This window comes from Sphingobacterium sp. HSC-15S19, assembly GCF_050433745.1.
Taxonomy (GTDB): domain Bacteria; phylum Bacteroidota; class Bacteroidia; order Sphingobacteriales; family Sphingobacteriaceae; genus Sphingobacterium; species Sphingobacterium siyangense.
In genome coordinates this window covers 16,066-42,154 of sequence record NZ_JBNPWQ010000016.1, presented here as the reverse complement: position 1 = coordinate 42,154, position 26,089 = coordinate 16,066, and the positions used below count along the sequence as shown (strand labels likewise).

32 protein-coding genes are annotated in these 26,089 nt (G+C 38.0%); 11 read left to right on the top strand and 21 right to left on the bottom strand.

The window, feature by feature from the left end; all coding sequences use genetic code 11:
* Window positions 1–26 precede the first annotated feature (26 nt).
* Complete coding sequence (locus tag L1283_RS14575) at window positions 27–461, bottom strand: SRPBCC domain-containing protein (RefSeq protein WP_088162064.1); 435 nt, start codon at window positions 459–461, stop codon at window positions 27–29.
* Between the two features lie 304 nt (window positions 462–765).
* Here L1283_RS14575 and L1283_RS14570 point away from each other — a divergent pair, with 304 nt between their 5' ends.
* Window positions 766–1,215, top strand: a complete 450-nt coding sequence (locus L1283_RS14570) for a hypothetical protein (protein WP_145327082.1) — start codon at window positions 766–768, stop codon at window positions 1,213–1,215.
* 1 nt (window position 1,216) lies between these two features.
* Here L1283_RS14570 and L1283_RS14565 read toward each other — a convergent pair whose 3' ends face one another.
* The 6 genes from L1283_RS14565 to L1283_RS14540 all read right to left on the bottom strand — a co-directional run bounded on the left by L1283_RS14565 (window position 1,217) and on the right by L1283_RS14540 (window position 5,324).
* Window positions 1,217–1,663 carry a hypothetical protein gene (locus L1283_RS14565; protein WP_088162066.1) on the bottom strand — a complete coding sequence of 149 codons (447 nt, stop codon included), beginning with the start codon at window positions 1,661–1,663 and terminating at the stop codon, window positions 1,217–1,219.
* Between the two features lie 114 nt (window positions 1,664–1,777).
* Entirely contained in the window at window positions 1,778–2,980 is a 1,203-nt protein-coding gene (locus tag L1283_RS14560; RefSeq protein WP_145327081.1) for a hypothetical protein, read from the bottom strand.
* Between the two features lie 210 nt (window positions 2,981–3,190).
* Window positions 3,191–3,685, bottom strand: a complete 495-nt coding sequence (locus tag L1283_RS14555; protein WP_088162068.1) for a hypothetical protein — start codon at window positions 3,683–3,685, stop codon at window positions 3,191–3,193.
* Between the two features lie 21 nt (window positions 3,686–3,706).
* On the bottom strand, window positions 3,707–3,874 hold the full coding sequence (locus L1283_RS14550) for a hypothetical protein (protein ID WP_158638787.1): 168 nt from the start codon (window positions 3,872–3,874) through the stop codon (window positions 3,707–3,709).
* Between the two features lie 10 nt (window positions 3,875–3,884).
* Window positions 3,885–4,643 (bottom strand): DUF1266 domain-containing protein, encoded by a 759-nt coding sequence (locus L1283_RS14545; RefSeq protein ID WP_088162069.1) that lies wholly within the window; start codon window positions 4,641–4,643, stop codon window positions 3,885–3,887.
* A 33-nt stretch (window positions 4,644–4,676) separates the two neighbouring features.
* Window positions 4,677–5,324, bottom strand: a complete 648-nt coding sequence (locus tag L1283_RS14540; RefSeq protein WP_145327080.1) for a hypothetical protein — start codon at window positions 5,322–5,324, stop codon at window positions 4,677–4,679.
* A 224-nt stretch (window positions 5,325–5,548) separates the two neighbouring features.
* On the opposite strand from L1283_RS14540, the gene L1283_RS14535 reads away from it, so the two are divergent.
* The 4 genes from L1283_RS14535 (at window position 5,549) to L1283_RS14520 (ending at window position 8,426) form a co-directional block, all read left to right on the top strand.
* A complete protein-coding gene (locus tag L1283_RS14535) occupies window positions 5,549–6,073 on the top strand; it encodes a Crp/Fnr family transcriptional regulator (RefSeq protein ID WP_088162071.1) in 525 nt (174 codons plus the stop codon).
* 51 nt (window positions 6,074–6,124) lie between these two features.
* Entirely contained in the window at window positions 6,125–6,682 is a 558-nt protein-coding gene (locus L1283_RS14530; protein WP_429626280.1) for a DinB family protein, read from the top strand.
* A 168-nt stretch (window positions 6,683–6,850) separates the two neighbouring features.
* On the top strand, window positions 6,851–7,477 hold the full coding sequence (locus L1283_RS14525) for a hypothetical protein (RefSeq protein ID WP_088162073.1): 627 nt from the start codon (window positions 6,851–6,853) through the stop codon (window positions 7,475–7,477).
* A 40-nt stretch (window positions 7,478–7,517) separates the two neighbouring features.
* Window positions 7,518–8,426 carry an alpha/beta fold hydrolase gene (locus L1283_RS14520; RefSeq protein WP_145327079.1) on the top strand — a complete coding sequence of 303 codons (909 nt, stop codon included), beginning with the start codon at window positions 7,518–7,520 and terminating at the stop codon, window positions 8,424–8,426.
* A 161-nt stretch (window positions 8,427–8,587) separates the two neighbouring features.
* Here L1283_RS14520 and arsC read toward each other — a convergent pair whose 3' ends face one another.
* A complete protein-coding gene (gene arsC, locus L1283_RS14515; RefSeq protein ID WP_088162074.1) occupies window positions 8,588–8,938 on the bottom strand; it encodes an arsenate reductase (glutaredoxin) in 351 nt (116 codons plus the stop codon).
* A gap of 183 nt (window positions 8,939–9,121) precedes the next feature.
* Here arsC and L1283_RS14510 point away from each other — a divergent pair, with 183 nt between their 5' ends.
* Both L1283_RS14510 and L1283_RS14505 read left to right on the top strand, forming a co-directional pair.
* On the top strand, window positions 9,122–10,030 hold the full coding sequence (locus tag L1283_RS14510; protein WP_088162075.1) for a helix-turn-helix domain-containing protein: 909 nt from the start codon (window positions 9,122–9,124) through the stop codon (window positions 10,028–10,030).
* Between the two features lie 82 nt (window positions 10,031–10,112).
* Window positions 10,113–11,114, top strand: coding sequence for an aldo/keto reductase (locus L1283_RS14505; RefSeq protein WP_088162076.1), 1,002 nt, complete (start codon window positions 10,113–10,115; stop codon window positions 11,112–11,114).
* Between the two features lie 128 nt (window positions 11,115–11,242).
* Here the strand turns inward: L1283_RS14505 and L1283_RS14500 are convergent, their stop codons facing one another.
* The 9 genes from L1283_RS14500 to L1283_RS14460 form a co-directional block, all read right to left on the bottom strand.
* Window positions 11,243–12,979 carry a HAMP domain-containing sensor histidine kinase gene (locus L1283_RS14500; protein WP_075993223.1) on the bottom strand — a complete coding sequence of 579 codons (1,737 nt, stop codon included), beginning with the start codon at window positions 12,977–12,979 and terminating at the stop codon, window positions 11,243–11,245.
* A gap of 24 nt (window positions 12,980–13,003) precedes the next feature.
* A complete protein-coding gene (locus tag L1283_RS14495; RefSeq protein ID WP_075993224.1) occupies window positions 13,004–14,125 on the bottom strand; it encodes a histidine kinase in 1,122 nt (373 codons plus the stop codon).
* Window positions 14,126–14,187: 62 nt separating this feature from the next.
* A complete protein-coding gene (locus tag L1283_RS14490; protein ID WP_088162077.1) occupies window positions 14,188–15,273 on the bottom strand; it encodes a porin in 1,086 nt (361 codons plus the stop codon).
* Between the two features lie 47 nt (window positions 15,274–15,320).
* Complete coding sequence (locus L1283_RS14485) at window positions 15,321–15,887, bottom strand: K(+)-transporting ATPase subunit C (protein ID WP_088162078.1); 567 nt, start codon at window positions 15,885–15,887, stop codon at window positions 15,321–15,323.
* A 25-nt stretch (window positions 15,888–15,912) separates the two neighbouring features.
* Window positions 15,913–17,922 carry a potassium-transporting ATPase subunit KdpB gene (gene kdpB, locus L1283_RS14480; protein ID WP_145327077.1) on the bottom strand — a complete coding sequence of 670 codons (2,010 nt, stop codon included), beginning with the start codon at window positions 17,920–17,922 and terminating at the stop codon, window positions 15,913–15,915.
* Window positions 17,923–17,947: 25 nt separating this feature from the next.
* Entirely contained in the window at window positions 17,948–19,633 is a 1,686-nt protein-coding gene (gene kdpA / locus L1283_RS14475) for a potassium-transporting ATPase subunit KdpA (protein ID WP_075993228.1), read from the bottom strand.
* A 141-nt stretch (window positions 19,634–19,774) separates the two neighbouring features.
* Complete coding sequence (locus tag L1283_RS14470) at window positions 19,775–19,852, bottom strand: potassium-transporting ATPase subunit F (protein ID WP_075994865.1); 78 nt, start codon at window positions 19,850–19,852, stop codon at window positions 19,775–19,777.
* Entirely contained in the window at window positions 19,853–20,230 is a 378-nt protein-coding gene (locus L1283_RS14465; protein WP_075993229.1) for a DUF7674 family protein, read from the bottom strand.
* 27 nt (window positions 20,231–20,257) lie between these two features.
* Window positions 20,258–20,380, bottom strand: coding sequence for a hypothetical protein (locus tag L1283_RS14460; RefSeq protein WP_257786997.1), 123 nt, complete (start codon window positions 20,378–20,380; stop codon window positions 20,258–20,260).
* A gap of 681 nt (window positions 20,381–21,061) precedes the next feature.
* Between L1283_RS14460 and L1283_RS14455 the strand changes: the two genes are divergently transcribed.
* The 3 genes from L1283_RS14455 to L1283_RS14445 all read left to right on the top strand — a co-directional run bounded on the left by L1283_RS14455 (window position 21,062) and on the right by L1283_RS14445 (window position 23,251).
* Complete coding sequence (locus L1283_RS14455) at window positions 21,062–21,793, top strand: 3-keto-disaccharide hydrolase (RefSeq protein WP_075994866.1); 732 nt, start codon at window positions 21,062–21,064, stop codon at window positions 21,791–21,793.
* Between the two features lie 384 nt (window positions 21,794–22,177).
* Window positions 22,178–22,738, top strand: a complete 561-nt coding sequence (locus L1283_RS14450) for a hypothetical protein (protein WP_341831860.1) — start codon at window positions 22,178–22,180, stop codon at window positions 22,736–22,738.
* A 51-nt stretch (window positions 22,739–22,789) separates the two neighbouring features.
* Window positions 22,790–23,251 (top strand): hypothetical protein, encoded by a 462-nt coding sequence (locus tag L1283_RS14445; protein WP_145327074.1) that lies wholly within the window; start codon window positions 22,790–22,792, stop codon window positions 23,249–23,251.
* Window positions 23,252–23,326: 75 nt separating this feature from the next.
* Here the strand turns inward: L1283_RS14445 and L1283_RS14440 are convergent, their stop codons facing one another.
* The 4 genes from L1283_RS14440 to L1283_RS14425 form a co-directional block, all read right to left on the bottom strand.
* A complete protein-coding gene (locus L1283_RS14440) occupies window positions 23,327–23,797 on the bottom strand; it encodes a hypothetical protein (RefSeq protein WP_075993232.1) in 471 nt (156 codons plus the stop codon).
* Window positions 23,798–23,957: 160 nt separating this feature from the next.
* Window positions 23,958–24,275 (bottom strand): DMT family transporter, encoded by a 318-nt coding sequence (locus L1283_RS14435; protein WP_088162084.1) that lies wholly within the window; start codon window positions 24,273–24,275, stop codon window positions 23,958–23,960.
* Window positions 24,276–24,353: 78 nt separating this feature from the next.
* Complete coding sequence (locus L1283_RS14430; protein WP_145327073.1) at window positions 24,354–24,911, bottom strand: Crp/Fnr family transcriptional regulator; 558 nt, start codon at window positions 24,909–24,911, stop codon at window positions 24,354–24,356.
* A 17-nt stretch (window positions 24,912–24,928) separates the two neighbouring features.
* Complete coding sequence (locus L1283_RS14425) at window positions 24,929–25,471, bottom strand: DUF4269 domain-containing protein (RefSeq protein ID WP_088162086.1); 543 nt, start codon at window positions 25,469–25,471, stop codon at window positions 24,929–24,931.
* Between the two features lie 123 nt (window positions 25,472–25,594).
* On the opposite strand from L1283_RS14425, the gene L1283_RS14420 reads away from it, so the two are divergent.
* Window positions 25,595–25,963: a DUF1801 domain-containing protein gene (locus tag L1283_RS14420; RefSeq protein WP_145327072.1), complete on the top strand. Its 369-nt coding sequence runs from the start codon at window positions 25,595–25,597 to the stop codon at window positions 25,961–25,963.
* The last annotated feature ends 126 nt before the right edge of the window (window positions 25,964–26,089 follow it).

The window sequence follows — 26,089 nt, the reverse complement described above, 5'->3', positions numbered from 1 at the left end:
ATATTTCTGTCAGTAGCAACACGCTTCTACAACGATTTGTTTTCTATAAATTTTTTAAAACTTAGCAAGACCCCATCGGTAAAAGACTGTTGTAGGTCCAAAGGTGTAAACGTATCAGGTTCGAAAGTTTCCCGGATAATCGTATTGTTATCAATCGCTTGAAATTCAACAACACACGTTCTCCCTCCACTGGTACTTTCAATATACTCCATCCAAATAATCTCATCGTATACTCCTACATAATCAAATCCCTCGCGGCTATTTTTTTGTTCCATTCTAAAATTAAACATCCCGCCCTCTCTAAAATCAATATGAACAGCAGGACAGTGCCAATCGTCAAATGGAATATTCCATTGCATAATTGCATCAGCATCATTCCAGTATTTCCAAACATCGGCTAGTTGTTTTTCAACTAAAATAACCGAAACCAAATTTTTGACAGGACGATCTTTATGTTTCATAGGATGTTTTAAATGATAAGAATACTTTTGTCTATCTACATTGGTTTAAAATCATTCCGTCCAATGTTCTGATACAAAAGATCACATTGCGCGGCACCACAATATTAATAAACTATACAGAAATTCGACTTGTCCTATGACAATATTGACTTACGCTGCACACATTTTTCTGCGATACCGCGGAGCTGCACCTATAGCTAAGGAAAGGATGAAAGCCTACCGTAAAAGGTCGATTAAAGAATAAACAGACGACTGTGGTATATTTATTGTGTGAATATCATGAAATATATAAAAACCGATTCAAATGAGAAAACTAGCATTTATAGTCATGAGCCTTGTTACTTTTACATCTTGTAACAATGCCCCCAAGAACAGCGAATCCAAAGAAACAGCTGGCCAAGGTAAGGAAGAAGCAACTCCATCGATCGGCGGCAGCAAGGATGAGCACGGTTGTTTAGTCGCGGCAGGACAAACTTGGAGTGAGATCAAACAAGGATGTATCCAGGTATTCAATGTTGGCTTACGCCTAAATCCAACGGAGAAAGAAGAAGGAAAAGCTGTCATTAGTGCCTTTGTTGTCCTTAGCGAGGATAAATCAAAGCTAGAATTATTTTTACCTGATGACAGTAAAAAAACCATTATCCTGGATAAAGTCGAAAACGACATTTACCAAAAGGATAACTATAAATATGATGCTAAAAAATCAGCGCTTTACGTGAATAATACGATCAAGTACACAGGTGATGTTGAGTAGCCTAGAAAGATTGAACTATTGGCACAATTTGTACTACATAAGGCCCTGAGTAATGATTCCCTATCATTTTATTCTCATTCACCGTAATATGATATTGGCCAACATCTTTAAATCTATAGGCAAGCTCTTGGCCAAAGGGGCCATCAGCCGAACCATCGGGCATAAAAAGCTGACTAATTCGTACATTGGCTGTATCCGTGGGAGTTTTTATTTTGATAAGAACCGAATCCGCCTGATGGACTGAAATGAAAATAGTATCCGTTTTCCCTGATACCATACTCATTTCCTTAGATCTGCCACCACCAAAAAAGGTTACGTTAGAAGGTAAATCCTGTGCCTTGTGCTTAGATTCATTTGTACTGGACTGTGGCGGGCGCTGAGGTAATTGACAAGCTCCATACAGAAAAACTACCAACACATTCATGATCAATAATTGTAATTTACCCATAACGTTTTACTTAGGATAACAAAAGCTATTAAAATACGGTTTTAGTTACGCCAACTTTTTCTATACAAATCAAACGTTGATACTGGATTCTTTATACCCCTACCACTTTATCGGTTATCTCGTTTTATGAACTTCCTCCAGCATTTCAGTAATACACTGCATGAATAATTCATGGCCTTTCACGGGGTCATAAATGAACCCATGGCCACCAGCCTTCAGTGTCCGAAGATGCCAAGCCGGTGATTTTCGGCTAGCGTAGACAGCACTGATCTTCGCTATTGGATAGATGGTATCGTCAGCCGTGTGAAAAGAATATATTGGTCTATCGCTGTGTAGCCGTTCCCAATCGATCGGCTCAATAACGAGTTCACAATCGGCAGATAATGTGAAGAAGGCACTAAATGGTGTATTACTTTGAGCGGCAAACCAATAAACGGCTGTACCACCATTAGACATTCCACCAAGGTAAATTTCTTTGCTATTCAGTAAATAGTTTAGTTTGACTTCTTCGGTAATTGCTAACACCTGTTGAAAGGCAGAACGTTGTCGTACCCAACCGTACGATTTTTTTCCAAATGGATAAATTACAACAAATCCCAAATGATCTGCCAATTTAAAAATCGGCTCATCCGCTACACTTGGGTCCTCGAACTGGAACTCAGTGACACTTGAGACACCACCATGTAAGTAGACGATAGCTCTTACGTTGTTTTTATCTTTAAGCTCCGCAGGTAGATAGACCAAATATGGTACAAGACTATCGCCCATTTGATTCCAATATAAAACAAAGCCTGATTTGACCACCTCACCTGCCCCCCTTGAACTATTATGTTGAATCTTTTTTAACCACTCACGTTTAGCCTCAGCTTGTCGCTTTTTCAACTGCGCTACCTGTGTTGATAGCCGATCCAATTGATTTTGATAGGCAATTTGTTTTTTTAAATTTTGAAATTCCTCGGCCGATGAAAAATACCGGTACTCATCATCAGTTATTCCAAGTCCCAGCTTAATTCCTTCCTCAAACCACGCTATTGCCAAGTCCACACTGTCTACATTCGCCGCTGCCACCATCGCGTTGGCGTAATCATATTTTCCTATCGAATCTTTCTGTATAAAAGCAGCTTTAAAATCGTTCAGAGCAGCTTGGTAGCGCTTGTCCTTCAAATTTTTCCCCGCACTTTCCATTAATAATGAATAGGATGACATATTAGCCAAACGCATCTTCGCTTGTGGAATCTGAGACTGAGACCTCCCAATTGCAATTACGAAACAAAACACAAACACAAGAGAACCAGCATTAATTAACGTACTCATCATCTGAAAGTCTTTATAAAATCTCAATCATAAAAATTAAATGTCGAACCAAAGTAATCTAATTAGATCTCGAACACGAATTGTTCAAACGTCTTAAATATAGATGGCAATAGGGACTTCTCTTAATCTATTTCGGTGAAACAAAGAAAATCATCGGTGAATAATCATCTGATGGGGATAAGCGAAGGCACACCTAATTTCCTAATTCATAAGTTACATCGTCCACAAACTCCATTTTGATTTAATTGCATGTGGATTTAGTTCCCGTATTTTTTGATAAAAAACATAGAAATTTCTATTCCAGAGGGAATAGTTATGCGTAAAACTGAAAATGGACTGTCCCTTACTATCCAATTGAACGACAACTTGCCAGATATAGTGATTATTAATTTGAGTCGATGTCCTACGAAGTTCAATGATATCCACTAACCTAAAGGATCTACCTGCCCCGCCTCTTCGACCGACAGCGTAGAAATAATTTTCATCAAAAAAATAATCTTCGTCACTTAACAGATTATCTTCTATACCAAATAGAAAGGGTCGTGACGACAGTTTTCTTAATTTATCTGTTTCAAAATGATCATTCATCTCATAGCTTTTTTTAACACCGTATATATAATTTTTAGTTACATTTTTCTTATAGACTTGTGTCAACACGACAACGATCAACACACAACTGATAACCAAAACAATGCCTTTAAAATTCATTTATTCCAATAAAAAAGGAAATTAACTGACACAAATTACATAGAACGTAGGAATTCCCCCTTCATCTTTCTCGATAGCATCTAATCTTTCGAGATAGCTATGGTCGCGGATTTCTTTCTGAGCGATTTGTTGTTCCAATTGATAGCGCAAATCCAAAGCCGTAAAATGTAGTGGATGTGAAGGCCACATGAGACAACACTCAGACGGAATGATTACCATTCCACCATGCGACATTATTCCAAGGACTTCCTTTCTTTTCTTTAAGATACCCAATATACCTTTTCAAGTAAGATTTCCCAATTTTACTGTTTAACCCAACTTGATCTTCTCCTTCCATAAAATGATCGGAAAATAGCAACCAATCACTAAAATGCTTTTTCGCATATACTGACAACTTTTTGAGAACATCTAATGCCACAGGTTTTGATAGATATCCAACGTCCGTTGCGGATGTCGTAATATGACTTGCTACAGCAACAACAAAGGCATTCACCCCTACTTTGGAGATATCCCAAACGGCTGTATCGATTTTGCCGTTTTTTTCTTCCAATGCGGTCCCTGTCTTTTCTATTCCAAGTAAGGTAAAATATGAGCTCAACATTTCAAGACAGCTGTCTGTATCTGTTATACCAAAATCTCTTTTTAATAATTTGATAAAATCACTTCTATATTGATCAATTTTGGGATAATTTCCAAATTGATATAAGTGAATCGGATAATTTCCATCATCTCCTGTACTTCCGAATACCGTAAACCAGTCCCCAAAAACAATGACTCTAAATGCGGCTCCTAATGCATTACCAAACTGTTCTTCATAAGGAATATCCAGAAGTATATTGTTATCAATTGCTAAACTATCCTCCCTTTTTTTCTCTTCGGCTTTCAAAGTCAGTTCATCTTTGGCTTCATGCACACCTTCCTTTGCCGCATTCAATAATTCTCTTAAAAATTTAAACATAACGGTATTGATATTAACTACTTAAAAGAAATCTTACTTACTATATTTTGCTACAAGCGCATAATCATAGGGAATACTCATGGACAAGTCGCGTGCTTGCCAAATATCTCCTTCAGACGCCTGGTAAAAATCATAGGCATTTTTCAAGAAATTTTCACCGTTTGGAGCCTCCACCCAACTTTTCTTCTCTCGATTGTAAAGTAAAATCATACAACTCACGCAACGATAATTACCTGCTGTTTTTGGGTTTTCAAAACAAGTTCCAACTTTAATATTAATCTTCTGATTGATTATCACATCGGTCAATTTACGATCCGTGAGATGAATTAATGCGATTTGTGCATCCTCATGATCCGGTGGTAACTTCGCTATTACTAATCGTCCAAAATCTGTCTTTCTAATTTTTTCGATTTCTAAAGCCCTAAATTCTGGCGATATGCGATTTGTATCAATCGGGTATAGATCATCTTCTACAGCTGCCACTTCAGTCGTCGTTACTTCGGTAGCCCCAGCGGCAAGTAGCTGTTTATTGTTTTCATAATTTTCCCAATCTGCTGTATCGTAGGTAACCCACTGCTGTATCTTATAGAGCAAGGTTTCCCTCTTATTGACTTTGATAAAAAACGCCGCTATTAAAAATGAAACCAGCAAAATGAACAGGATAACAAGGACTCTTTTCACACTAAAATTATTTAATTAAGTATTTAAATCTGTAAAATCGTGAAAACATATTCCATGTTTTCATTTAATACCGTAAATCTGCACATAATTATTCAACCGGTAAATCTGGAACCCATATTAGGTCAAAACTTGGCGATATTTGTAGCTCAATAATCAATATTTGAAAACAGCAATACAATCGCTAATTTCGAAGACCTTTAATGATTCAATTAAATCCAACGTGTATGCATAAGCTGTTAGATCTCATATCACCTCGCATCTTTAAAAAAGAAATTTCTTTTAGGAGGAACGAATACATTAAAATGAATGGTTCGATTGATTCAAAGATTTATTTCATAAAAAAAGGCAGCATCAAAATCTCTATTTTTCAGGAAGATCATGAACAGATTATTCGCTTTGGATATGATGGAGATCTCATTGTAGCTATGGATTCTTTTATTCATGGTAGCTACTCGGATTATGCAATTCAGGCAATAAAGAAAACAGATATGCTAATCGCCGAGAAGGAAGATTTTATGAATTTTATCTATTCCACTTCAGAAAACACAAATTTATATATAACTATCTTGGAACAGTTGGTGTTACAGCAGCTTGAAAGAGAACGAGATCTATTGCTGGACTCCCCAAAAAACAGGTATGAAAGACTCATTAAACGAAATCCTAGATTATTTCAACTAATTCCTAATAAGCATATCGCCAATTATCTTAGAATGAGTCCCGAAACTTTATCAAGAATCAGTAAATCTTGAGTTAAATCAATTTTTTTCCAATTTATTTTCGAGTATTTTATCAAAAAAAAGATGAAATGTAATTCATTAGAACTACTTGATCAACTGGAAAAGCAAGTACAAGAACATATGTCATTTGTCAATTCCCTAGAAGCCCTTTCTCAGGAGACATTACGTAAAAGACCTCATGAAGGGTCCTGGAATATCCTCGAATGCATACAGCACCTGAATCTGTACGGAAGTTTCTATTTACCTGAAATCACAAAAAAAATATCCGAAAGCAATCTTGGCCACAATGTTGATTTCAAAAGCGGTTTTTTAGGAAACTATTTTGCTAATTCTATTTTACCAAATGATAAGGAAAAAAAGATCAAAACTTTTCGAAAAATGGATCCCAGAAATCTTATGCAGAGCGCCGAACCGATTCCAGTTTTTTTAGAACAGCAAAATAGACTACTTCATCTACTCGATAAGGCAAGGTCAAAAGATTTAACTAAAATTCGCATTAGGCTATCTTTCAGCAACTGGATACAGCTCCGTTTAGGAGATATATTTCGCTTTATTATTCATCACAATACCAGGCATATTGTACAAATAAAGAATATCTTATCGTTAACTACAACACATTAAAATAGGGTCCTAAAGAAGCCCACGCCATATACACCAAAAGCATGTGGGCTTACCGACAAATAATATTGACTAACCGAGGTAAACCCTATATTGACCGAATAGCACTATCATGATACATGATTATGTATTTATTTTAGACAGGATCAGATAACCAATAAAATAAAAACAATGCATAGAATTATAGGAATATGGATCGTCTTCTTGATTTGCTTTTCTCAAAATAGTATTGGACAAGTAAAAGATTCAAACTATTTTCTCGAAAAAGATAATACTAAGGTACCGCCGCAGGCCAACATTTTACCGCTACAAAATTTCAACTTCCACGTCAAACCCTATCAGGCTTTAGGAACCAAAGTGATCGTAGATTCATTATCGCTCGGAGCAGATAATTATATCATTTATACATTTAGCGTAACCAAATCTCCTCATGACAAGGAATATTATTCTTTCTGCAATATTGTCGTTAAATTAACCCCGCAGGAGTCTATGATGACTTTAGCTCAAACGAATAAAATTTACGCTGGAAATGTCTCAAGAAACCACCCCGACTATTTTGGTCAGGGCACTTTAATACGGGATGATTATCGTATTGATTTTATAGCATTTACGCAAGAAAACCATGATATTAGCGTAATTAACACTAAAATTTACAACCTTTCAAAAGGTAGAACCATATTGTTGGAACAAGATACCTTCCACCAATTTATGCTAAATGATTACCAATTTTCGGACATTGGACTACAATCAACCAATGACCTTAAAGAACATATTGCAGGACTAATAAATAAACGGTAAACGCGAAAATTCATCCTTTCATTTGAACTTTAAAATAAATATGAAAACCTGGACGATCATGCTATTCTTCGTTTCCATTGGGGGCATACAAACGTATGCGCAGGAAACGGCTAATATTAAAGGTATACGAACATCCTATTGGGTAAAGGGGTTGGAAAAAAGAAAAGCCAACGAGCCAATCGTCATTTTTGAAAGTGGCATCGGCATGAGCGGGAACAATTTTTCCGTCCTTTTTCCCAAATTAATGAGTAATATACCGTATTTCAGTTATGACAGAAATGGCTTAGGAAATTCGGATCCTGATCCATCCTTAAAATCTGACCAAGATGTCGTGGACAAATTACATTTAATCCTATCCGCTTTAGAAATTAAACCGCCCTATTTACTCGTCGGGCATTCGCTGGGCGGAGCTTTTGTTAGGCTGTTTACAGCTAAATATCCGGATGAAATTGCCGGCTTAGTCCTCATCGATCCTACCGATTTTATGTTAACAGAAACAGAAGACGCAATTGCTACTGAAACATCAAATAGCCAGATAGGTTACCAACAACTCTGGGTAAAAATGCTTTCAGATATGATAAACGACAAAAACCTTGGTGAGGGTGTAAAATTGGAAATGAAAAGAGAGCTGGCAGTCAGCGAAAAACATTTTTTTAAAGAATATGCCGATTTACCGCTTCTAAAAAATATCCCTGTTACCGTATTCATCGCCTACAATCGACCTATCGAGCGATATGAAAAAGAAATGAACAGTAAATTGGGAATAAATGATAGATTTTGGTTTGATGCCTATGACCAGCTTCGAATCAAACACTATGCAAATCTAATCAAACAAAATAACAATTGTGAACTGATTCTTTTACCAGGATACAGCCATGGGATACACCAACAAGACCCTGATAAAGTCGGTGTAAGCATAAATAGCCTCTTTAAAAAAATAACCCACTAAATCATGTCGATTAAAATAATATCATAGGAGATATCTTTAACCGTTCAAAAAAAAGCCAAAATTAGTGATTAGAAAAAAAATTTAAGTACATCCAACACGGCTGCAGCTATATTCAAAAAATGTTTCATACAACGGAAAACACAACAATCAAGCCAGCATCATCACTTAGCACCAATGAGTGCTAAAACTTTTTCGATAGGTCGACCAATTACTGCTACACCGTCCTTTACAACGATAGGGCGCTCAATCAAGATCGGATACTCCAGCATCACATCGATCCATTGCTCATCTGTCAAGTGAAGATTTTGGAATTTTTCCTGAAAGACCGGTTCTCCTTTTCTGATAAGTTCCAAAGGTTTTAAAGCAAGTTGACCCAATAATTCAATCAATTGGCCTCTCGTCGGAACATCGTTTAAGTACTCCTGTACTTCTATATCCACAGCTTGATGCTGTAGCAGCTCCAATGCATTACAACTCTTACTACAATTTTTATTATGATAAATTTTAATCATGGTCGCAATATGTAAAGGATATCCTTGTGATAAAAAATCAATTATTGGATACCCTCAAAAATAGTAACAAAATCACAAACAGTTCAAATAAAATGCCATTGGCTAACTAAATATTCGAATTCATTTTCGAGAAACTGATCCGTTTATGACGTAGGATTGTTTCTCTTTTTTTAATTTAGTAATATGAAATCAGCCGAAAGTGTGACAGATTTTTACAAAAGGCAACCAGGTTTAACTCATCTGGATTTGCCGCTAAATAATACGGGAATTGGGCATTTCAATGTTTTCAGCAGGGAATCCTGTACTGTCGTCTCTCCGTACAATCGCCGCGATTTTTATAAAACCTCCCTTATCATAGGGCGTGGAAAACTATATTACGCAGATAAGTGGATACAAATCGATAGACCTGCCATGTTATTTGCGAATCCGGTTGTTCCATATGCTTGGGAACCCGAATCCTCAGAACAATCCGGATGGTATTGTGTATTTACAGAAGAATTTATACAGCATAGTGAACGGATAGAAAGTCTAAAAGACTCTCCCCTGTTCAAGATAGGTAGCAATCCGATTTATTTTCCGGATGAAACACAATTAGCAGAAATTTCTACAATCTTCCAAAAGATGATGGTTGAAATGAACTCGAGCTATATCCATAAAGATGATATGTTGCGAAGTTATCTACATCTTCTAATTCATGAAACGATGAAATCGAGTCCCGCAGCGAGTTTTGGATCATATACCAATGCATCGACCAGGGTATCGGGACTATTTCTTGAGCTGTTAGAAAGACAATTTCCAATCAATACCTTTCAACTTAGCCTGCAATTGAAAAGCCCAGCAGATTATGCGCATGCGCTTTCGGTTCATATCAATCACCTCAATAGGTCGGTAAAAGAAGCCACAGGCAAAACCACCAGTACACATATTGCAAACCGTGTGGTCCAAGAAGCCAAAGCTTTGTTGCTGCATACCAATTGGAATGTATCGGATATTGCCTACAGCCTAGGATTTGAATATCCATCCTATTTTACCAATTTCTTCAAAAAGCAAACCGGGATGTCTCCAAACCAAGTCCGAAGCAATACTGTTTGAATTGTATAACAATCTGTTTGATTGTCTTAACTCGCTTCGTTTGTTCCATATGTACTTTTGTATTGAACAAAATGTAATCATTATGAAATATAGAAATCTTGGAACAACAAATGAAAAACTCTCTGCGATTGGATTAGGTTGTATGGGAATGAGCTTTGCTTACGGACCTACGGACGAAAAAGAGAGCATTGCAACATTGGAAAGAGCATTGGACCTCGGCATTAATTTTTGGGATACCGCGGATATGTACGGCAACGGTGCCAATGAGGAACTTATTTCAAAAGTGCTTGTTCCCAACCGTGACAAAGTTTTTATTGCAACAAAATTTGGATTTCGCTTTAAAGATGAAATAGCAGGTCCAAGTGGTACGGCAAACACCTATTTCGATGGCTCGCCCGAATGGATAAAATTAGCGGTAGAAAAAAGTTTAAAACGCCTTGGAATCGATACCATAGATCTTTATTATGCGCACCGCGTAGACCCCAATATTCCTATCGAAGAGACCGTAGGCGCTATGGCAGAATTGGTTAAAGAAGGAAAAGTGAGGTATTTGGGTTTAAGCGAAGCATCTCCCGCATCAATCATTAAAGCAAATACCGTACACCCTATAGCTGCTTTACAGAGCGAATATTCGCTCCTTACACGTGATGTAGAACAAGAAATCTTACATACCGTAAGGAAATTGGGGATAAGTTTAATTCCTTATGCGCCTCTAGCGCGTGGATTATTTTCCAATTCTTTAAATTTAGAAGATCTTGCTTCGGACGACTTTAGAAGAACCTTACCTCGAAATCAAGGTGAACATGCATTGAACAATGCACATTTAGTCGCCAACTTCTCCCTAGTGGCAAAAGATAAAAACTGTAGTCCAATACAACTCGCTTTAGCCTGGGTACTGGCACAGGGAAATGACATCATTCCTATTCCAGGAACTAAAAAAAGAAAATACCTGGAGGAAAATGTTGGTGCCCTTGATGTACAATTATCGAATGATGATTTAAAAAAAATAGATGAAATACTTCTTAAATACCCCAATATCGGAGCACGATACAGTGAAGGTGCTATGGCTTTAGTCAACCATTAATCCATTTTTGAGATTATAAGTGGCTTGCCGGCGCCACTTATAATCTCAAAAATTGTTCTCCTCTCATCCGTCCTTATTATGTTGTCATAATGTGCTGTATGAACAGATACGAATCGTTTAATATGGTATTAATTATCGGAAATCGCAGTACGCAATGAAAAATAGAAAGAACTTCCTGCGCCATAATCACTTTCAACACCAATTTCGCCACCTTGCGCTTCTATAAACTCCTTACTAATACTTAAACCAAGTCCTGTTCCACCCTTTTTTGACCCTGGCACACGGAAGTAACGCGCAAATATTTTATCCAGATATTTCGGCTCGATCCCTTGCCCACTGTCGGTAACGATAAATTTTGTTTTAAGTTCGCTGTTTTCCACTGCGATACGAATAAGCGAATCCTCATGGGAGTAACGTATTGCATTGGAAAGAAAATTTGTAAGAACCCAGGCCGTTTTCTCATTGTCAGCAAATATAGCTTTCACATTAGGTCCTACCTCGATAACAAAGTGGATATTTTTTTGATTCGCAGCAAATTGATTTGCCATGATAGCATATTCAATAATAGGCTGTATTTCTGTCGTATGTAAGTTAATTTGAATAGAACCACTTTCAACCTGCGTCATATTTAACAGTTCACCGGTTATTTGAAGCAAGCGGTTAGAATCATCTTTTATTCCATTTAACAACGTGAGCTGCTCGGTATTCAGATGACCTATTTGCTCGTTTTCCAACAATTGAACCCCCATCTGAATCGCCGCAATAGGTGTTTTGAACTCGTGCGAAACAGTACCGATGAAGTTTGTTTTTGCAAGATCAAGTTCCTTAAATGGCGTAATATTCTTTAGGATAACCACCTGCCCGATAAACTTTGGCTCAAGTTCACCCGTAGGCAAAACATTGATATCGATAACATCTTTTTCAAAATAGCTTTCTCTATCATCTGCATAAATTTTAACAGCATTTTTTTCACGTTTTTCTACAGGAAGAAAAAGATCTTTAAAAATATCCTTAGCAAGATCATTTTCATCTGAAACCGCTAAAGCAGATCTTCCGAGAAGTTGATCTTTATGTAGATTTGTGATGCGAAGTGCTTCCTCGTTGACAAAAATGACACGTCGCTCTTCGTCGAAGCCTATCACCGGATCATGCATATGATCAACAAGAGACTCAATTCGTCTTTTTTCCTTTAAAATTTTTTCAAGTTTACTTTCAGCGTATTCTTCAAGTTTCTCTGCCATGGAATTAAATGAAGCGACGAGTTCGGCAAACTCACCTCCACTCTGCACCTGAATACGCTCTTTGTAGTTCTGTCCTGCAATCTGTCGAATACTCGCTGTCAATTTTGCAATGGGGTCAGCTATATTGGACGGCAAATTGACCAGCAATATAAAAGCAATGATAAAACAGAGCGCCCCGGCAAATGAAATGACCAAAATTGCATGTTCGGCGGTGCGATCCGCAATAATACTCTTCCGAGAAATTGCCGTCATATTTTGTTCCATTAACAAGGCAATATCCTTTCTGATAGACGAGACAATAGTAACATCTAAGGGCTTATCTCGCAGTTTTAAAAAATGTTTGGCAATTGCGTTTGTTGTTTGCTGCTCTCCGACTTCGGTAACATTTTTCCGTTGTTTGTCAAGATTAATCTGGAAATTATTAAAAGCAGCTTTTTCAACAGGAATTTCCTCCAATGCCAATAACATATTCTTGGCGTACAGCAGCGTATTGTAGTTCGCTGTCAGTATATTTGCGGTATCCTTTTTTAACCGGTTTACATACCAACCACTTAGTGCGGCAAGTAGAAAGATCATGAGAAAAAGTGATCCTACACCAAAGGTAAGTTTCGTTTTTATTTTCATCTTATTCACAATTTGTCTTTATCATTAAGACAATATAATCAGGTCGATGTCTTCGGTCGACAGTTGTGCCAGCAGTTTGCTAAATGTATCCTTAGCAAGTAACATCCTTAAAAGAGATAATCGTGGTTTTCCAATGCAAACTGTGGTGATCTTGCGGAGCTCGCACAAAGCGATGATCTCTTTTGCCACACTGTGACTTTCTACTTTGATAATTTCTCCACCAAGTTCTGTCGCCAGTTTAAAGTTATTGATCAGGTGTCGTTGTTTGTTTAAGGCTATCCGATCTCCGCGCTCTTTTGGCAACTGTACATAGAGCAAAAACCAACTGCTATTATAATATCCTGCTAAACGTGCTGTTTTTCGGATGACGTTTTTTGCTTTTATTTCATTAGAACTTATACAAGCCAGGAAACGCTCCTTTCGCACCCATCGTTGGGGTTGAACTTCAATCTCTACTTTGCGTTGAACCTGGGAGGCAACTTCCTTCAAAGCCATTTCACGCAATTGTAAGATATGTTCGCTTTTAAAGAAGTTTTGAAGCGCTGCCTGAATTTTTGACGCGTCATAGATCTTGCCCTCTTTTAGGCGAATGATAAGCTCTTCTGCAGTAAGGTCAATATTAACGACTTCATCTGCGGAATCAATAACACTATCGGGAACACGTTCTTGTACTTCAACACCTGTAATCGCTTTGACCTCTTCGTTTAAACTCTCAATATGCTGGATATTAACAGCGCTGATCACATTAATCCCCGCTTCAAGAATCTCCATAACATCCTGCCACCTTTTGGTATTTTTACTGCCTTCAATATTTGTATGTGCCAACTCATCGATAATAACAACCTCGGGATGTGAATTCAAGACAGCATAAAGGTCCAGTTCCTCCAACTGTTTGCCTTTGTAAAAAAGATGGCGTCGGGCGATAAGGGGTAGACCGTCGAGCAATTGATGTGTTTCCTTCCGATTATGTGTCTCAATATAGCCAATACGCACATCGATTCCTCCCTGTAAAAGGGTATGTGCATCCTGTAACATACGGTATGTTTTTCCTACGCCTGCACTCATACCGATATAAAGTTTGAAGCGACCTCTTCTCGATTTCCGAATAAGGTCCAAAAAGTGTTCAGCGCTTTTCCTCTCTTCCATTTTTATTGCCTTTCATTTCAGAAGGTTCCTGCCGATCCAACACACGGCAGGAACGATTGTTTTTAAAAACTAACGGTAAGTGCTGTTACAGCCGTTACACTATTTTTCACCAACTTATTTGTCCGATCAAGGAAAATAGCATCTTTATTCGTGAGATTACGTAGTTCCGTACGCCAAAGAACATTGGGAAGAATGGCATAATCTGCATTTAAAGAATAGCCAAACGTTTGAAAACCTTGCTCTGTAGTCGTAGAAACGATCACACCATGCTTATCGTTGTAATATTCTCCTCTTGCTGTTAAGCTAAATTTTTCGGTCGTCGCGTATCGTGCAATTAACACTGGGGTGTACCATACATTGTACTTCGAACTACCTTTTGCTTTTTGTTCAGCTCCAATATCAAATCCGAATGTGATTCCCAGCTTTTCGTTCATTTGATAAATTGCATATAGGTTATGAAAATAGCGCATCTGTCTGACGCTATCCGCTTTATCACTGCCTATAAAAGAACCACTATTGATGGTCCATTTATCTGTCGGTTTATAGACCAATTGATGCCCAAATGCTGGTAAACTGCTACCATCTACACGTTGAATCCGCTGCCATCCGTTTAAAATCAGCCCACTTAAAAATAGTTTTCCCGATGCGGATGTATAGGATATTTTTGCTCCTGTTTCAAAATAAGGTGAATTATCCGCAAAAATACTCCTTGTTACAGTCCAATTATCCTTTCCTATAGCACTTTCAAAGCCCAAATGGGAAGAAAATATGCCAGCATCGATCCATAAATTATGTTTTTTCGAGATACGTATACCGGCGTTCGCTTCGTAAATATTTTTTAAGACTCCGGGTTCCGCACCGTAGTTGGCATTCATATATGTACCAACACCTAAAGCAAGATTTGCACGGGTATTTGTTGTTTCGTATGCAGCTTTTAAAAGTGCCAAGTTTATGTTTACTTCATTCGTCCTATTGTGACTATATACAAAGCCTGGACGTGTATTTCCAAGTGGATTGTTAAAGTCCCGAAGGTAATATGCTTCAAGGTAACCACTGATAGACAATCGGGTATTTTGAGTCGTATCTTGCTGTGCAAATAATTGTGTTGCCCCTGCGAGTAAACAGGCCAACATCGCTAGTTTTTTCATGTAAATTGTTCTTATAAAATGTATATCGATAACCCTTTAGGTCAATTTTATTTTTCAACCATCTTGTCCAAAGCAATATTTAGTTCAAGGACATTGATTTTGCGAGGTCCAAACATATTCCATAAAGGCGTCTGAACGTGGGCATCAACAAGAGACTGTAGGCTATTTACCGATATACCTCTCGCTTTCGCAACACGATCAATTTGTATTTTTGCGGCCTCGATGGAGATATCTGGATCCAAACCACTACCACTGGCTGTAACAATGTCTACCGGTACCTGTTCGCGTTTTACAGTAGGATTGTGAACTAAGAAAGTATCGATACGGGCCCTAACTTCCGAAAGATATTCCCCATTAGAGGGTCCTTTGTTACTTCCACCCGATCCAGCAGCATTATAACCAACAGCTGAAGGACGCGACGAGAAGTAATCATCCCGCGTAAAGGCCTGTCCAATATTTCTGTAATACTTTTGCCCATTGTACTCAAGCATTTCCCCTTTTCCATGATTGGGTGCTATTTGAGCTATTGCCCATACGAGGGCTGGATATACCACTGAGAGCAGGAGCAATAAAACAATTGTAATCTTTATTGCCGGATATATATGAGTTTTCATCTTTGCTTTTATTATTAAAAATGTATTAGATAAATAGGGAAACCAGTAGGTCTATGACCTTGATACCAATAAATGGAACGAGTACTCCACCAAGTCCAAAAACAAGCAGATTTCTCCGTAACAGTGCGCTTGCACCTATAGGTTTGTATGCGACTCCTTTCAATGCCAAAGGAATCAGTAATGGGATAATAATTGCGTTAAAGATGACAGCTGATAGTATGGCACTTTGTGGACTACTGAGCTGCATAATGTTTAAACCTTGAAGTGCGGGTATTGCTGCAATAAACAAGGCCGGAATGATAGCAAAATATTTGGCGACATCGTTTGCAATACTAAACGTCGTTAGCGTACCTCTGGTCATCAACAATTGTTTGCCTATCTCCACAACCTCTATCAATTTGGTTGGATCATTGTCGAGATCGACCATATTTCCGGCCTCTTTTGCAGCTTGTGTACCGCTGTTCATCGCTACACCAACATCGGCTTGTGCAAGTGCCGGAGCATCGTTTGTACCATCCCCCATCATGGCGACCAATCGTCCATCAAGCTGTTCTTTTTTGATATAGTTCATCTTGTCTTCAGGTTTCGCTTCGGCTATGAAATCATCCACTCCAGCTTTTTCCGCAATATATTTGGCCGTCAACGGATTGTCTCCCGTCACCATAACAGTCTTGATACCCATTTTTCGCAACCTTTCAAAGCGTTCATGAATTCCGGGTTTTATCACATCCTGCAATTCTATGACACCGAGAACCTGTTCATTCTCTGCAACGACCAATGGGGTTCCCCCATTTTGAGAGATAAGCTTTACGCGTTCATCTATTTCCTGAGGGAACAGATTTCCAGCCTTTACAATGATATTCCGAATAGCATCTGTTGCACCTTTACGAATACGTGTCTGTGCAAAGTCTATTCCTGAGCTACGGGTCTCAGCGGTAAACTTAATGAATACAGGGTTTTCGATCTTATAGCTCGATGGGTCGACACCAGCCAATTCAACAATTGATTTCCCTTCCGGTGTTTCATCCGCCATGGAGCTCAATGTGGCTGCACGTACCAGAGCTTCCTTCAGGACGCCATCTGCGGGGTAAAAATTTGTCGCCTTACGATTTCCGATCGTAATAGTTCCAGTTTTATCAAGCAACAAGACATCAATATCTCCTGCCGTTTCAACTGCCTTGCCACTTTTTGTTATGACATTTGCACGAAGTGCACGATCCATTCCCGCGATACCAATTGCCGATAAAAGACCTCCTATTGTTGTTGGAATCAAACAGACAAAAAGTGAAATAAACGAAGCAATGGTGATACCAACATTGGCATAATCCGCAAATGGTTTTAAGGTCACCGTTACGATAATAAATACAAGTGTAAAACCTGCCAGAAGGATTGTTAATGCAATCTCATTAGGTGTTTTTTTGCGGCTTGCCCCTTCAACCAATGCGATCATCTTATCCAAAAAGCTCTCCCCCGGTTCTGTCGTTACCTGCACGAGAATTCGATCGGACAAAACCTTGGTACCACCGGTAACTGAACTTTTATCACCTCCAGCCTCGCGGATCACCGGTGCTGATTCTCCGGTAATTGCACTCTCATCTATGGTTGCCAATCCCTCAATAATCTCCCCATCCAATGGAATTACATCTCCCGCCTGGCAAACAAAAACATCATCTTTTTTCAGTTGAGCGGACGAAACTACCCGACCATCACGCAGGGTTGCTGGAGTTTCCTCCCTAGTTTTCCGAAGACTATCTGCTTGCGCCTTACCGCGGGCTTCGGCAATTGCCTCAGCAAAATTTCCAAACAATAAGGTTAAAAATAGAATAAGAAATACCGTAAAATTATAACCAAGTGTACCTTGTGATTTTTCCCCAGTCATTATCCAAAGACAAACGACGGCCATAATCAGCGTCCCGATTTCCACGGTAAACATCACTGGATTACGGAACATTATTTTAGGATTTAGCTTCACGAAAGATTGCTTTAAAGCTTGTTGTACAAGTTCTTTCTGAAACAATGTTTGTTGATCGCTCATTTTTAGAATTCTTTAATTTTAAGTACTACATGGAAAAATATTCCGCAATTGGACCCAATGCCAACGCAGGGAAGAAAGAGAGTGCTGCAATAATCGCGATCACAGCGAATACCATTAAACCGAATGTACTTGTATCTGTTTTTAGCGTTCCCTCACCCTCAGGTATAAATTTTTTCTCAGCCAATAATCCCGCAATAGCAATTGGGCCTATAATCGGTATAAAGCGGCCGAGTAACAATACGATACCTGTCGAAATGTTCCACCAAATTGTATTATCTCCAAGACCTTCAAACCCGCTACCATTGTTAGCTGCGGATGAAGTATATTCGTATAATATTTCACTAAAACCATGAAATCCAGGGTTATTCAATGTAGAAGCACCTTGGGCTGGAAACGCTGTAGCAAGTGCTGTACCGACAAGGATTAGAAAAGGATGGGCAAGAGCAACAATCATAGCAATTTTCATTTCCCGCGCTTCAACTTTCTTACCCATAAACTCTGGTGTGCGCCCCACCATCAAGCCACTAATGAAAACGGCGAGTATAATAAAAATGAAGAAATTGAGTATTCCCGCGCCTACACCGCCATAAAAAGCATTCACCATCATCGCTATAAGTTCGTTCATACCAGATAAGGGCATGTAACTATCATGCATAGAATTGACGGAACCCGTCGAAATCATCGTTGTAACAATACTCCAAAACCCCGATGCCGCTGCACCAATACGTATTTCCTTTCCCTCCATGGCGCCCATAGACGTGTCAATACCCATCTGTGCGATCGCTGGATTTCCAGCCATCTCCATTTTTATATTTGGTATTGTCAGGATGATAAACCCAATGGTCATCACACCAAACATCATCCATGAAAATTTACGCTTGCGAATAAAAAAGCCGAATGCAAATATCATCGCCATCGGGATAATAAACTGGGCAATCATTTCCACCATATTGGTCAAATAATTGGGATTTTCAAATGGATGCGCACTGTTCGCACCGAAAAAACCACCTCCATTTGTACCAAGATGTTTAATTGGGACAAAGGCAGCTACTGGTCCTCGGCTTACCTGTACGGTATCTCCAGCGACAGTAATCATGCTGTCCTTACCTTCGAAAGTCATCGGCATGCCTTGGAATACGAAGATGGCAGCAACCAAGACAGAGATAGGCAGTAAAATCCGGGTGCAAGACTTCACAAAGAAATCGTAAAAATTGCCCAATTGTGTTGTTGTCTTATCCCTAAAAGCTTTGAAAATAACCACTGCAGCAGCCATTCCCACGCCTGCGGTAACGAATTGAAGAAACATGAGCCAAATTTGTCCTAGATAGCTCACTCCTGATTCACCGGAATAGTGCTGGAGATTACAGTTGACCAAAAAAGATATACTGGTATTAAAGGCCAAATCAGCAGTCATTCCAGGATTCCCATCTGGATTTAAAGGCAAATGTCCCATATTCATCAGGATAGCCATGCTCAATAGGAACCACAGTAGATTAATTGTCAAAAGAGCAACGAGGTGCTGTTTCCAAGTCATCTGGAGGCTAGGATTAATTCCTGTCACCCGATAAAAAAATCGTTCCAATGGTTGAAACAATGGATCTAACCAGGTTTTTTCATTGCCATATACCTTAGCTATATATTTCCCAAGGGGAAGTCCGAGTAGTAATGTTACGATGAACATCACTATGATTCCAAGAATCTCTGTATTCATTTCTTTAGTTGATTTGTATAAAAAGTGTATCATGACCGATCGTCATCTAACCTCAAGCTCTTCTTTTCGCTATGTAACACGAAAAGAACTGACTGAAAGCGGGATTTCATCGCCGACGATAGAGAATGAGTAATCTTGTTATTAAAATTTTTCTGGCTTTAGAAGTACATAACAGATATATGCAAAAACCAGTAGTGCTACAATAAATAAAGCTGTCATTTACTTTGATATTAATAGATTATGAATTTGTTGTCCTTTAAGGACCTCTAAAAATGGTATTGGTAGCTGAGCTTCGATTACCGCCCATGCATTGACCGAACTGATGCGCCGAAGACCTCCTAAAGATCTTACAAAGAGATTTTCCAGAATGTATTTGACATAATGGTTTCCTCGCCCATAAATCATTCCGAGGAAATGAATATGCTGGCAAATTTTGTCCGTACTTTGCAATATAATTAAGCTCCGAAGGTGATTAATAACGGCCTGTAGGGCTCCTGCAAAATTGTGCTTCCGCAATAAGAAATTAATCTCTGATCGGATTTCCTTATAATGGAGCGCCATATACAAACCTGCACCGTATTGATTTAATTTTTTCATGTTGTGCGTAAAACTATACTTCAAAATCTAACCGATATAGAGTTGAAAAATCATTGCAATAATCAACACCACTACTATGATCTTCGCTATACGGTCTCCCGATAAATTATGTGCGGAACTTCTGCCTTTATTTTCTTGCTTCTCTTTCATATTATTTCTTTCATATTTTGCCGAAAAAATCGACCATTTTATAGAATAACCAGAAGAACAAAATTCCAGTTATGACGAGTATGATTGTTATTACCATTGTTAAATTTTATTAGTGAATCGCGATTTCATTTTGTTAAACTCAATTACATACCAGCAGCTTTACCGATCGTCCCTCTCGGAGGACTCTTGCCACATACTTTTCTTTTCCGTCCTGTTTTCATATTTACATTCATTTGTCCCAATAAGCCAAACAATGTTCCACTATGCCATAAAACATCATAACACACTGTTATTCAGATGTTATAAAAAATAAGCCACAAAATAGCGTTGGCGAATCCTATCATTTTGATAAGGTTATTTTATCAAAATGAGAATGACTATGCTGAAAATGTGATCAAATCATTATAATGTGTAACTTGTCATTTATACTTGAAAGGTGACCAAAAAACATAGAGGGCTTGAACCAGTCTATTCTATAAAATGACGGAAAAGAATGTTTTAAAAATTCATAAATGAATAGGAGAATAGGTGAACCTCCGAATGAGTATTAGCAGAAGTACTATGTAACAAATTTGCAAAGTAACATGAAATTATCGCCAAAAGTTCATATTAAAAATTATTTTAGGGGATACATATTAAATGGGAAAACTTATTAAAGAGACACTTATACAAATAAAAACAATGATAAACTTAAACCTTTTCAAAAAAATCATCTTATCGGTCTTTATGGGCTGTATTTTACTCTCCTGTCAAAATGAAAAAAGCAGTCCGAATACATTAACAGAAGAAGAGCAAAGTAACGGCTGGCAACTTCTATTTGATGGTACCACGCTTAACAATTGGCATACCTACAATAATAGTAAAAATGCTCCTACAGCCTGGGTCGTTAAAAATGGGACTATTTACTGCAATCCAAACAGTGAAAGCCAAAAATATGACTTAGTATCGGACAAAGAGTATAAAAATTATGAGTTTAAGTTTGAATGGAAGCTCGAAAAAGAGGGAAATAGTGGCGTTTTTGTCAATGTACAGGAAAGACCGGATATCAATGCGACCTACCATTCAGGACCAGAATATCAATTGTTAGCAGATTCCCATCCTGATTTTGATAAGCCGCTAAAGCGTTCCGGCTGTCTTTATACATTTCTACCGCAGCAGAACTTTGTCAATATTAAAGCACAGGATGATTGGAATGAATCCAGTATTATTCAGAAAGACGGAAAGGTAACGTTCTACCTGAATGGTAAAATCACTGCTGAAATGGATTTTAATTCCGCTAAATGGAAAGATTTGGTAAAACATAGTAATTTCAAAGATTATCCAGAGTTTGGTAAACATATTAGTGGGAAATTAGCACTACAGGATTGGTCCAGAGGTGTTTCATTTAGAAACCTAAAAATAAAAACCTTATAATAAAAAAGTCCTTAGCAAATGCTAAGGACTTTTTTTTATGCAATAGCCTCAGCCCCATCATCCCGCTTTAACCCTCCTATTATCTTCCTGTTCCGCTTTCAATCCCCGCCTTTTGTCGACTGTCTTTGCCAATGAAATCCGTCAGGAGTTAAGCTCTCCCATCGCTAGACATTCAGTCCTTAATAAAGGATCTGCACCTTGATTTGAAAAAGATGCCTTATACACCCCAAAAACTTCACAAGCCTTTAGTATGTTAAAAAGAATTTAAAATCAAAATATGAATTAAATAAGAAATAAAATACTATGTAAAATAAATTGTAGCGAATTAAATTTCAAAAACGTTACCTATAGTAAGTCACATAAAATCCTGACTTAACTATATTAATGAAGAAAATTATATTCATCGTCCTAGTCTCCTTGATTTCGTTGGAAGGATATGGGCAAGAAAACATGCAAAAAAAATTAGAAATTCGAGTGGGGTATGGACTTATTCCGGTCCAAGAGATCGGTACAATGCTCGGTGAGGGAATATTTATGGGTTTACTCGGAAGAGAAGTAGAACATTCCAGCGGAACTGGCACATTTACTGCCGGGTATTCACGTAATTTAAACAAAAGACTGTCTATAGGCATCGACGGATTTTATGGTAAAAATACGGTTTCTTACAAAGATGATCTTGGGGATTCAAAATGGAATGTTTTTGGGGGGCTTTTGAATATGCGATATAGCTATTTGAATAAAACTAAACTTGAACTATATGGAAAAGGAGGTTTGGGCTATGCAAAATTTAACAATAGACAAAAAGAAGATAGAGAAAGCTTCGGTGCGCTATCCTATCAATTTACACCGATAGCCATTCGTTATGGCAATAAACTAGGTGTCTATGGCGAATTTGGATTCGGTTACCTTGGGATTGCAAATGTCGGGATATCCTTCAAATTGTAAATTATCCAATTTTGGTTCATTAACAGTTAAAACAAAACAAACAAAAAAAATATGATGTTAAAACTTACAATATCAGTAATTGCTGTCGCACTCGCTGCAAGCAGTTGTTCAACAACATTAAATACGAAAAAAATGAATACGGATACAACTGGTCTTTCCGTAAAAATTCAATCAACAAATGCTATTGCAGTTAAAAATCCAACGGGCAAGATTCGTCTGTATGCAGTTTCGGCCCAGATAGCAGATGTACCAGCTACAATGATTCTGGAAAAGAGTTTTACAGCGAACCAAATACCTTTTGATCTCAAACTCGATTTACCTAAAAATCACCTTAAGCTCATCCAGCCTAAAGTCAGTGACGCTGAGCCCATAAAATACTACGTAACATTAGATTGGGATTCCAACGGAGACGGCGAAAAGGGAAAAGGAGATATTGCGATTGACTTCAACAAAAAGTTTCCTACTGTGGTCATTGGACAAGAAAATGAAATTTTTGTCGCAGAATCCAAATAATAAAAAAGTTTCCCAAGAGGTATTCGTCGGAGAACGAGATAGCTCTTGGGAAACCACACTTCAATTAGCAGTAAACTACCGCCAGTCAATTCTTGTATCTATCCAAAAACAATCTCTATTCCGCCGAAATAAGTCGTCCGGTCTTTGGTGATTGTAGATAAGTTCTTCCAAGGCGTTAAAATTATAGCGAAACATGTCTTCATCTTTTGATTGAATGGGGCGCAGAATTGAATCTTCATCATCGATAAAAATGTCGGATTCAAAAATATTGATTCGATGCGCATTCACCCATGCAATAGCCGTCTCCTTACTCATGCGCTCCAATGCTTTGGTCGCTTCCTGAAATTGTTTCATTTCCCAGGGAAGATCTTCGGGATAATGTGAGGCAATATAGTCTTGATAAGCTTTTATATCACCTTCACGGAGACATTCGTTGCGAAGCAACAGCCTTGTTGTATCCCGAGCAAAGCTAATATACTCCGGTCGCATAAATAGGCCGTACCTTTTACTATACAATTCTATTTTTTCAGCTAGTTCTTGCCTCATAATTTAATTGCGCAGCAAAAATCATCCCAACCTACTCTCTTCTAATGAGTTTAGACTAAAAAAAATAGATTTTATATATTTTTAACAATCCAATTGAAGAAAATTGAGCGCACATTCTATTTTTTTATGTAGACTGCGATAAATAACATTTCCAGTATTTTTAAAAAATCTTTAAGCCAATAATTCCTGCGACGATCAATGTTGCAGACAGGAGTCTAAATACATTGGCCGAATCTCCGAAAAAAAAGATTCCGACCATTAATGTGCCCACTGCCCCTAAACCTGTCCATACGGCATATGCTGTACCTATAGGAATAGCTTTTTGAGCATAAAATAATAATCCGCCACTAATGCTCATGGAGACAATAGCTAATAGAATCCAACCAAATTTATTTGAATCTGGCTGTTGAGCCATTTTTAATCCGAGCGGCCAGCCAATTTCAAAAATGCCAGCAATAATCAATGCAATCCAATTCATTTTCAATAGTTTAAATTTCTAAAGCAAAGATAATCGCTATATAAGGGGCATTTTTTGACTTATATCAAAATCGTGTACTTATCGCCGTATCCGGCTAAGCGTTTCCTGTGTAATTCCTAAATATGATGCAATATGGCCAAGATTAATTCTATTTAACAAATTTGGCTGTAGGCGGATGAGAGATTGATATCGTTCTACTGCAGATTCGGTATGCAGGGACATAATCCGTTCTTCAAGAATAATACAAACCTCCTCAGCAATCTTTCGGCCTATAAGATTTAGTTCAGGATAAATCCTATACAATTCATTCAAATCGTCCACAGAAATTGCATAGATCTCGGAGTCTTCCAAAAACTGAATATTTTCAAAAGAGGGCTTTTCAGTATAAACGGGCAAAATCGATCCAAAAATCTGGTTTTCTTCACCAAACCAACTGTTCATTTCACGTCCATTTTTTAAGAAATAAGCACGAATCAGTCCTTTACGCAAAACAAAATAGCTTGATAAATGCTGCCCTTCCCTCAAAAAATGCTCACCCTTTTTCTTAAAAAAATAACGAGTTCTATTTTCTACCGCTTTCTCAAGCGCTTCATTGAGATAGCCATATTTTTTAAATTGTTCAATTAGGGGATTCATACTATTTTAGATTAAAATCATTCATAGTTTATCGAATTATCTGCTGGATTATACTTTAGAAGTTCTGTATATGCATCGCCTTCAATTCCCAATAGCTGACAAAATGCCGGCTCAGTTTTTACCCCGCTCCTTTTGAGCTGTCTGACCTGCTCAGCGAATTCTTCCCCCCTCAATTGAATGATTTCATGCTCTTTAAGCATATGTAAATATCCATTCTGAATTTCAGTTGCTTTATCCGTCGCATAAATTTCAAAAAGCTGTTCCTCAATCGAGAAGCTGCACACGATTACATGACCGGTAGCCCGCTGTAACCGAAAATGTGCATGCTGCGAAAAATTAAGAGACAGCTTTTCTTCAAGAGCATCAAAATCATCTACACACAGAATAATGTCTATATCGCTCCCATCAATATCTACCTGAATCGGTATCGTACCAACTACAATCGGACTGTAGCCCTCAAGACGGTTAATAATCTGATAATCCCTCAGTAACCGATAGGCTTTTTTTTGCACTTTATTTCCACTCTTCAAATACTCTATATTTCTAAAATTTATGGTCATAAGCAAATCGATAATTCGATCACACAAAATAGGTCAGAATATACTAAACAACAAAAGAAAATTGTAACTAAATCATATAAAAAAGGATAAGTCTTGTATCTTTATTTGCAACACATCATTCATATGCAGGAGATCCAACATTTCTATCTGAACCAGAAAGAACCAAATAAAAGCTGTCTTTTAGCATTAAGACATATTATCCTTCAACAGGATACGGATGTGAGTGAGACCATAAAGTACGGTATGCCTTGCTTTTGCTATAGAAAAAAAGCATTCTGTTACCTTTGGACCGACAAACGGACTACATTTCCGTACCTACTGATGGTTGAAGGTAAACATTTGGACCAGGTACAACTGGAAGCAGGTCAGCGTCTTCGGATGAAAACATTGCCTATTGATCCACAGGAAGATCTTCCGATAGACACAATCGAAAGTATTCTGACGGCCGCCTTAAACCTCTATCGCAATGGCACAATTAAAATTAAAAAATAGCCATCAACCAGTGAAATAACCTATCATCAACCATTAAACGATAACCTATATAATTACCAAATGAAGGCCTCATATAGCAGCGATTGTGGAAATATTTAAATAATATTTACTTAACACAAAATCAAT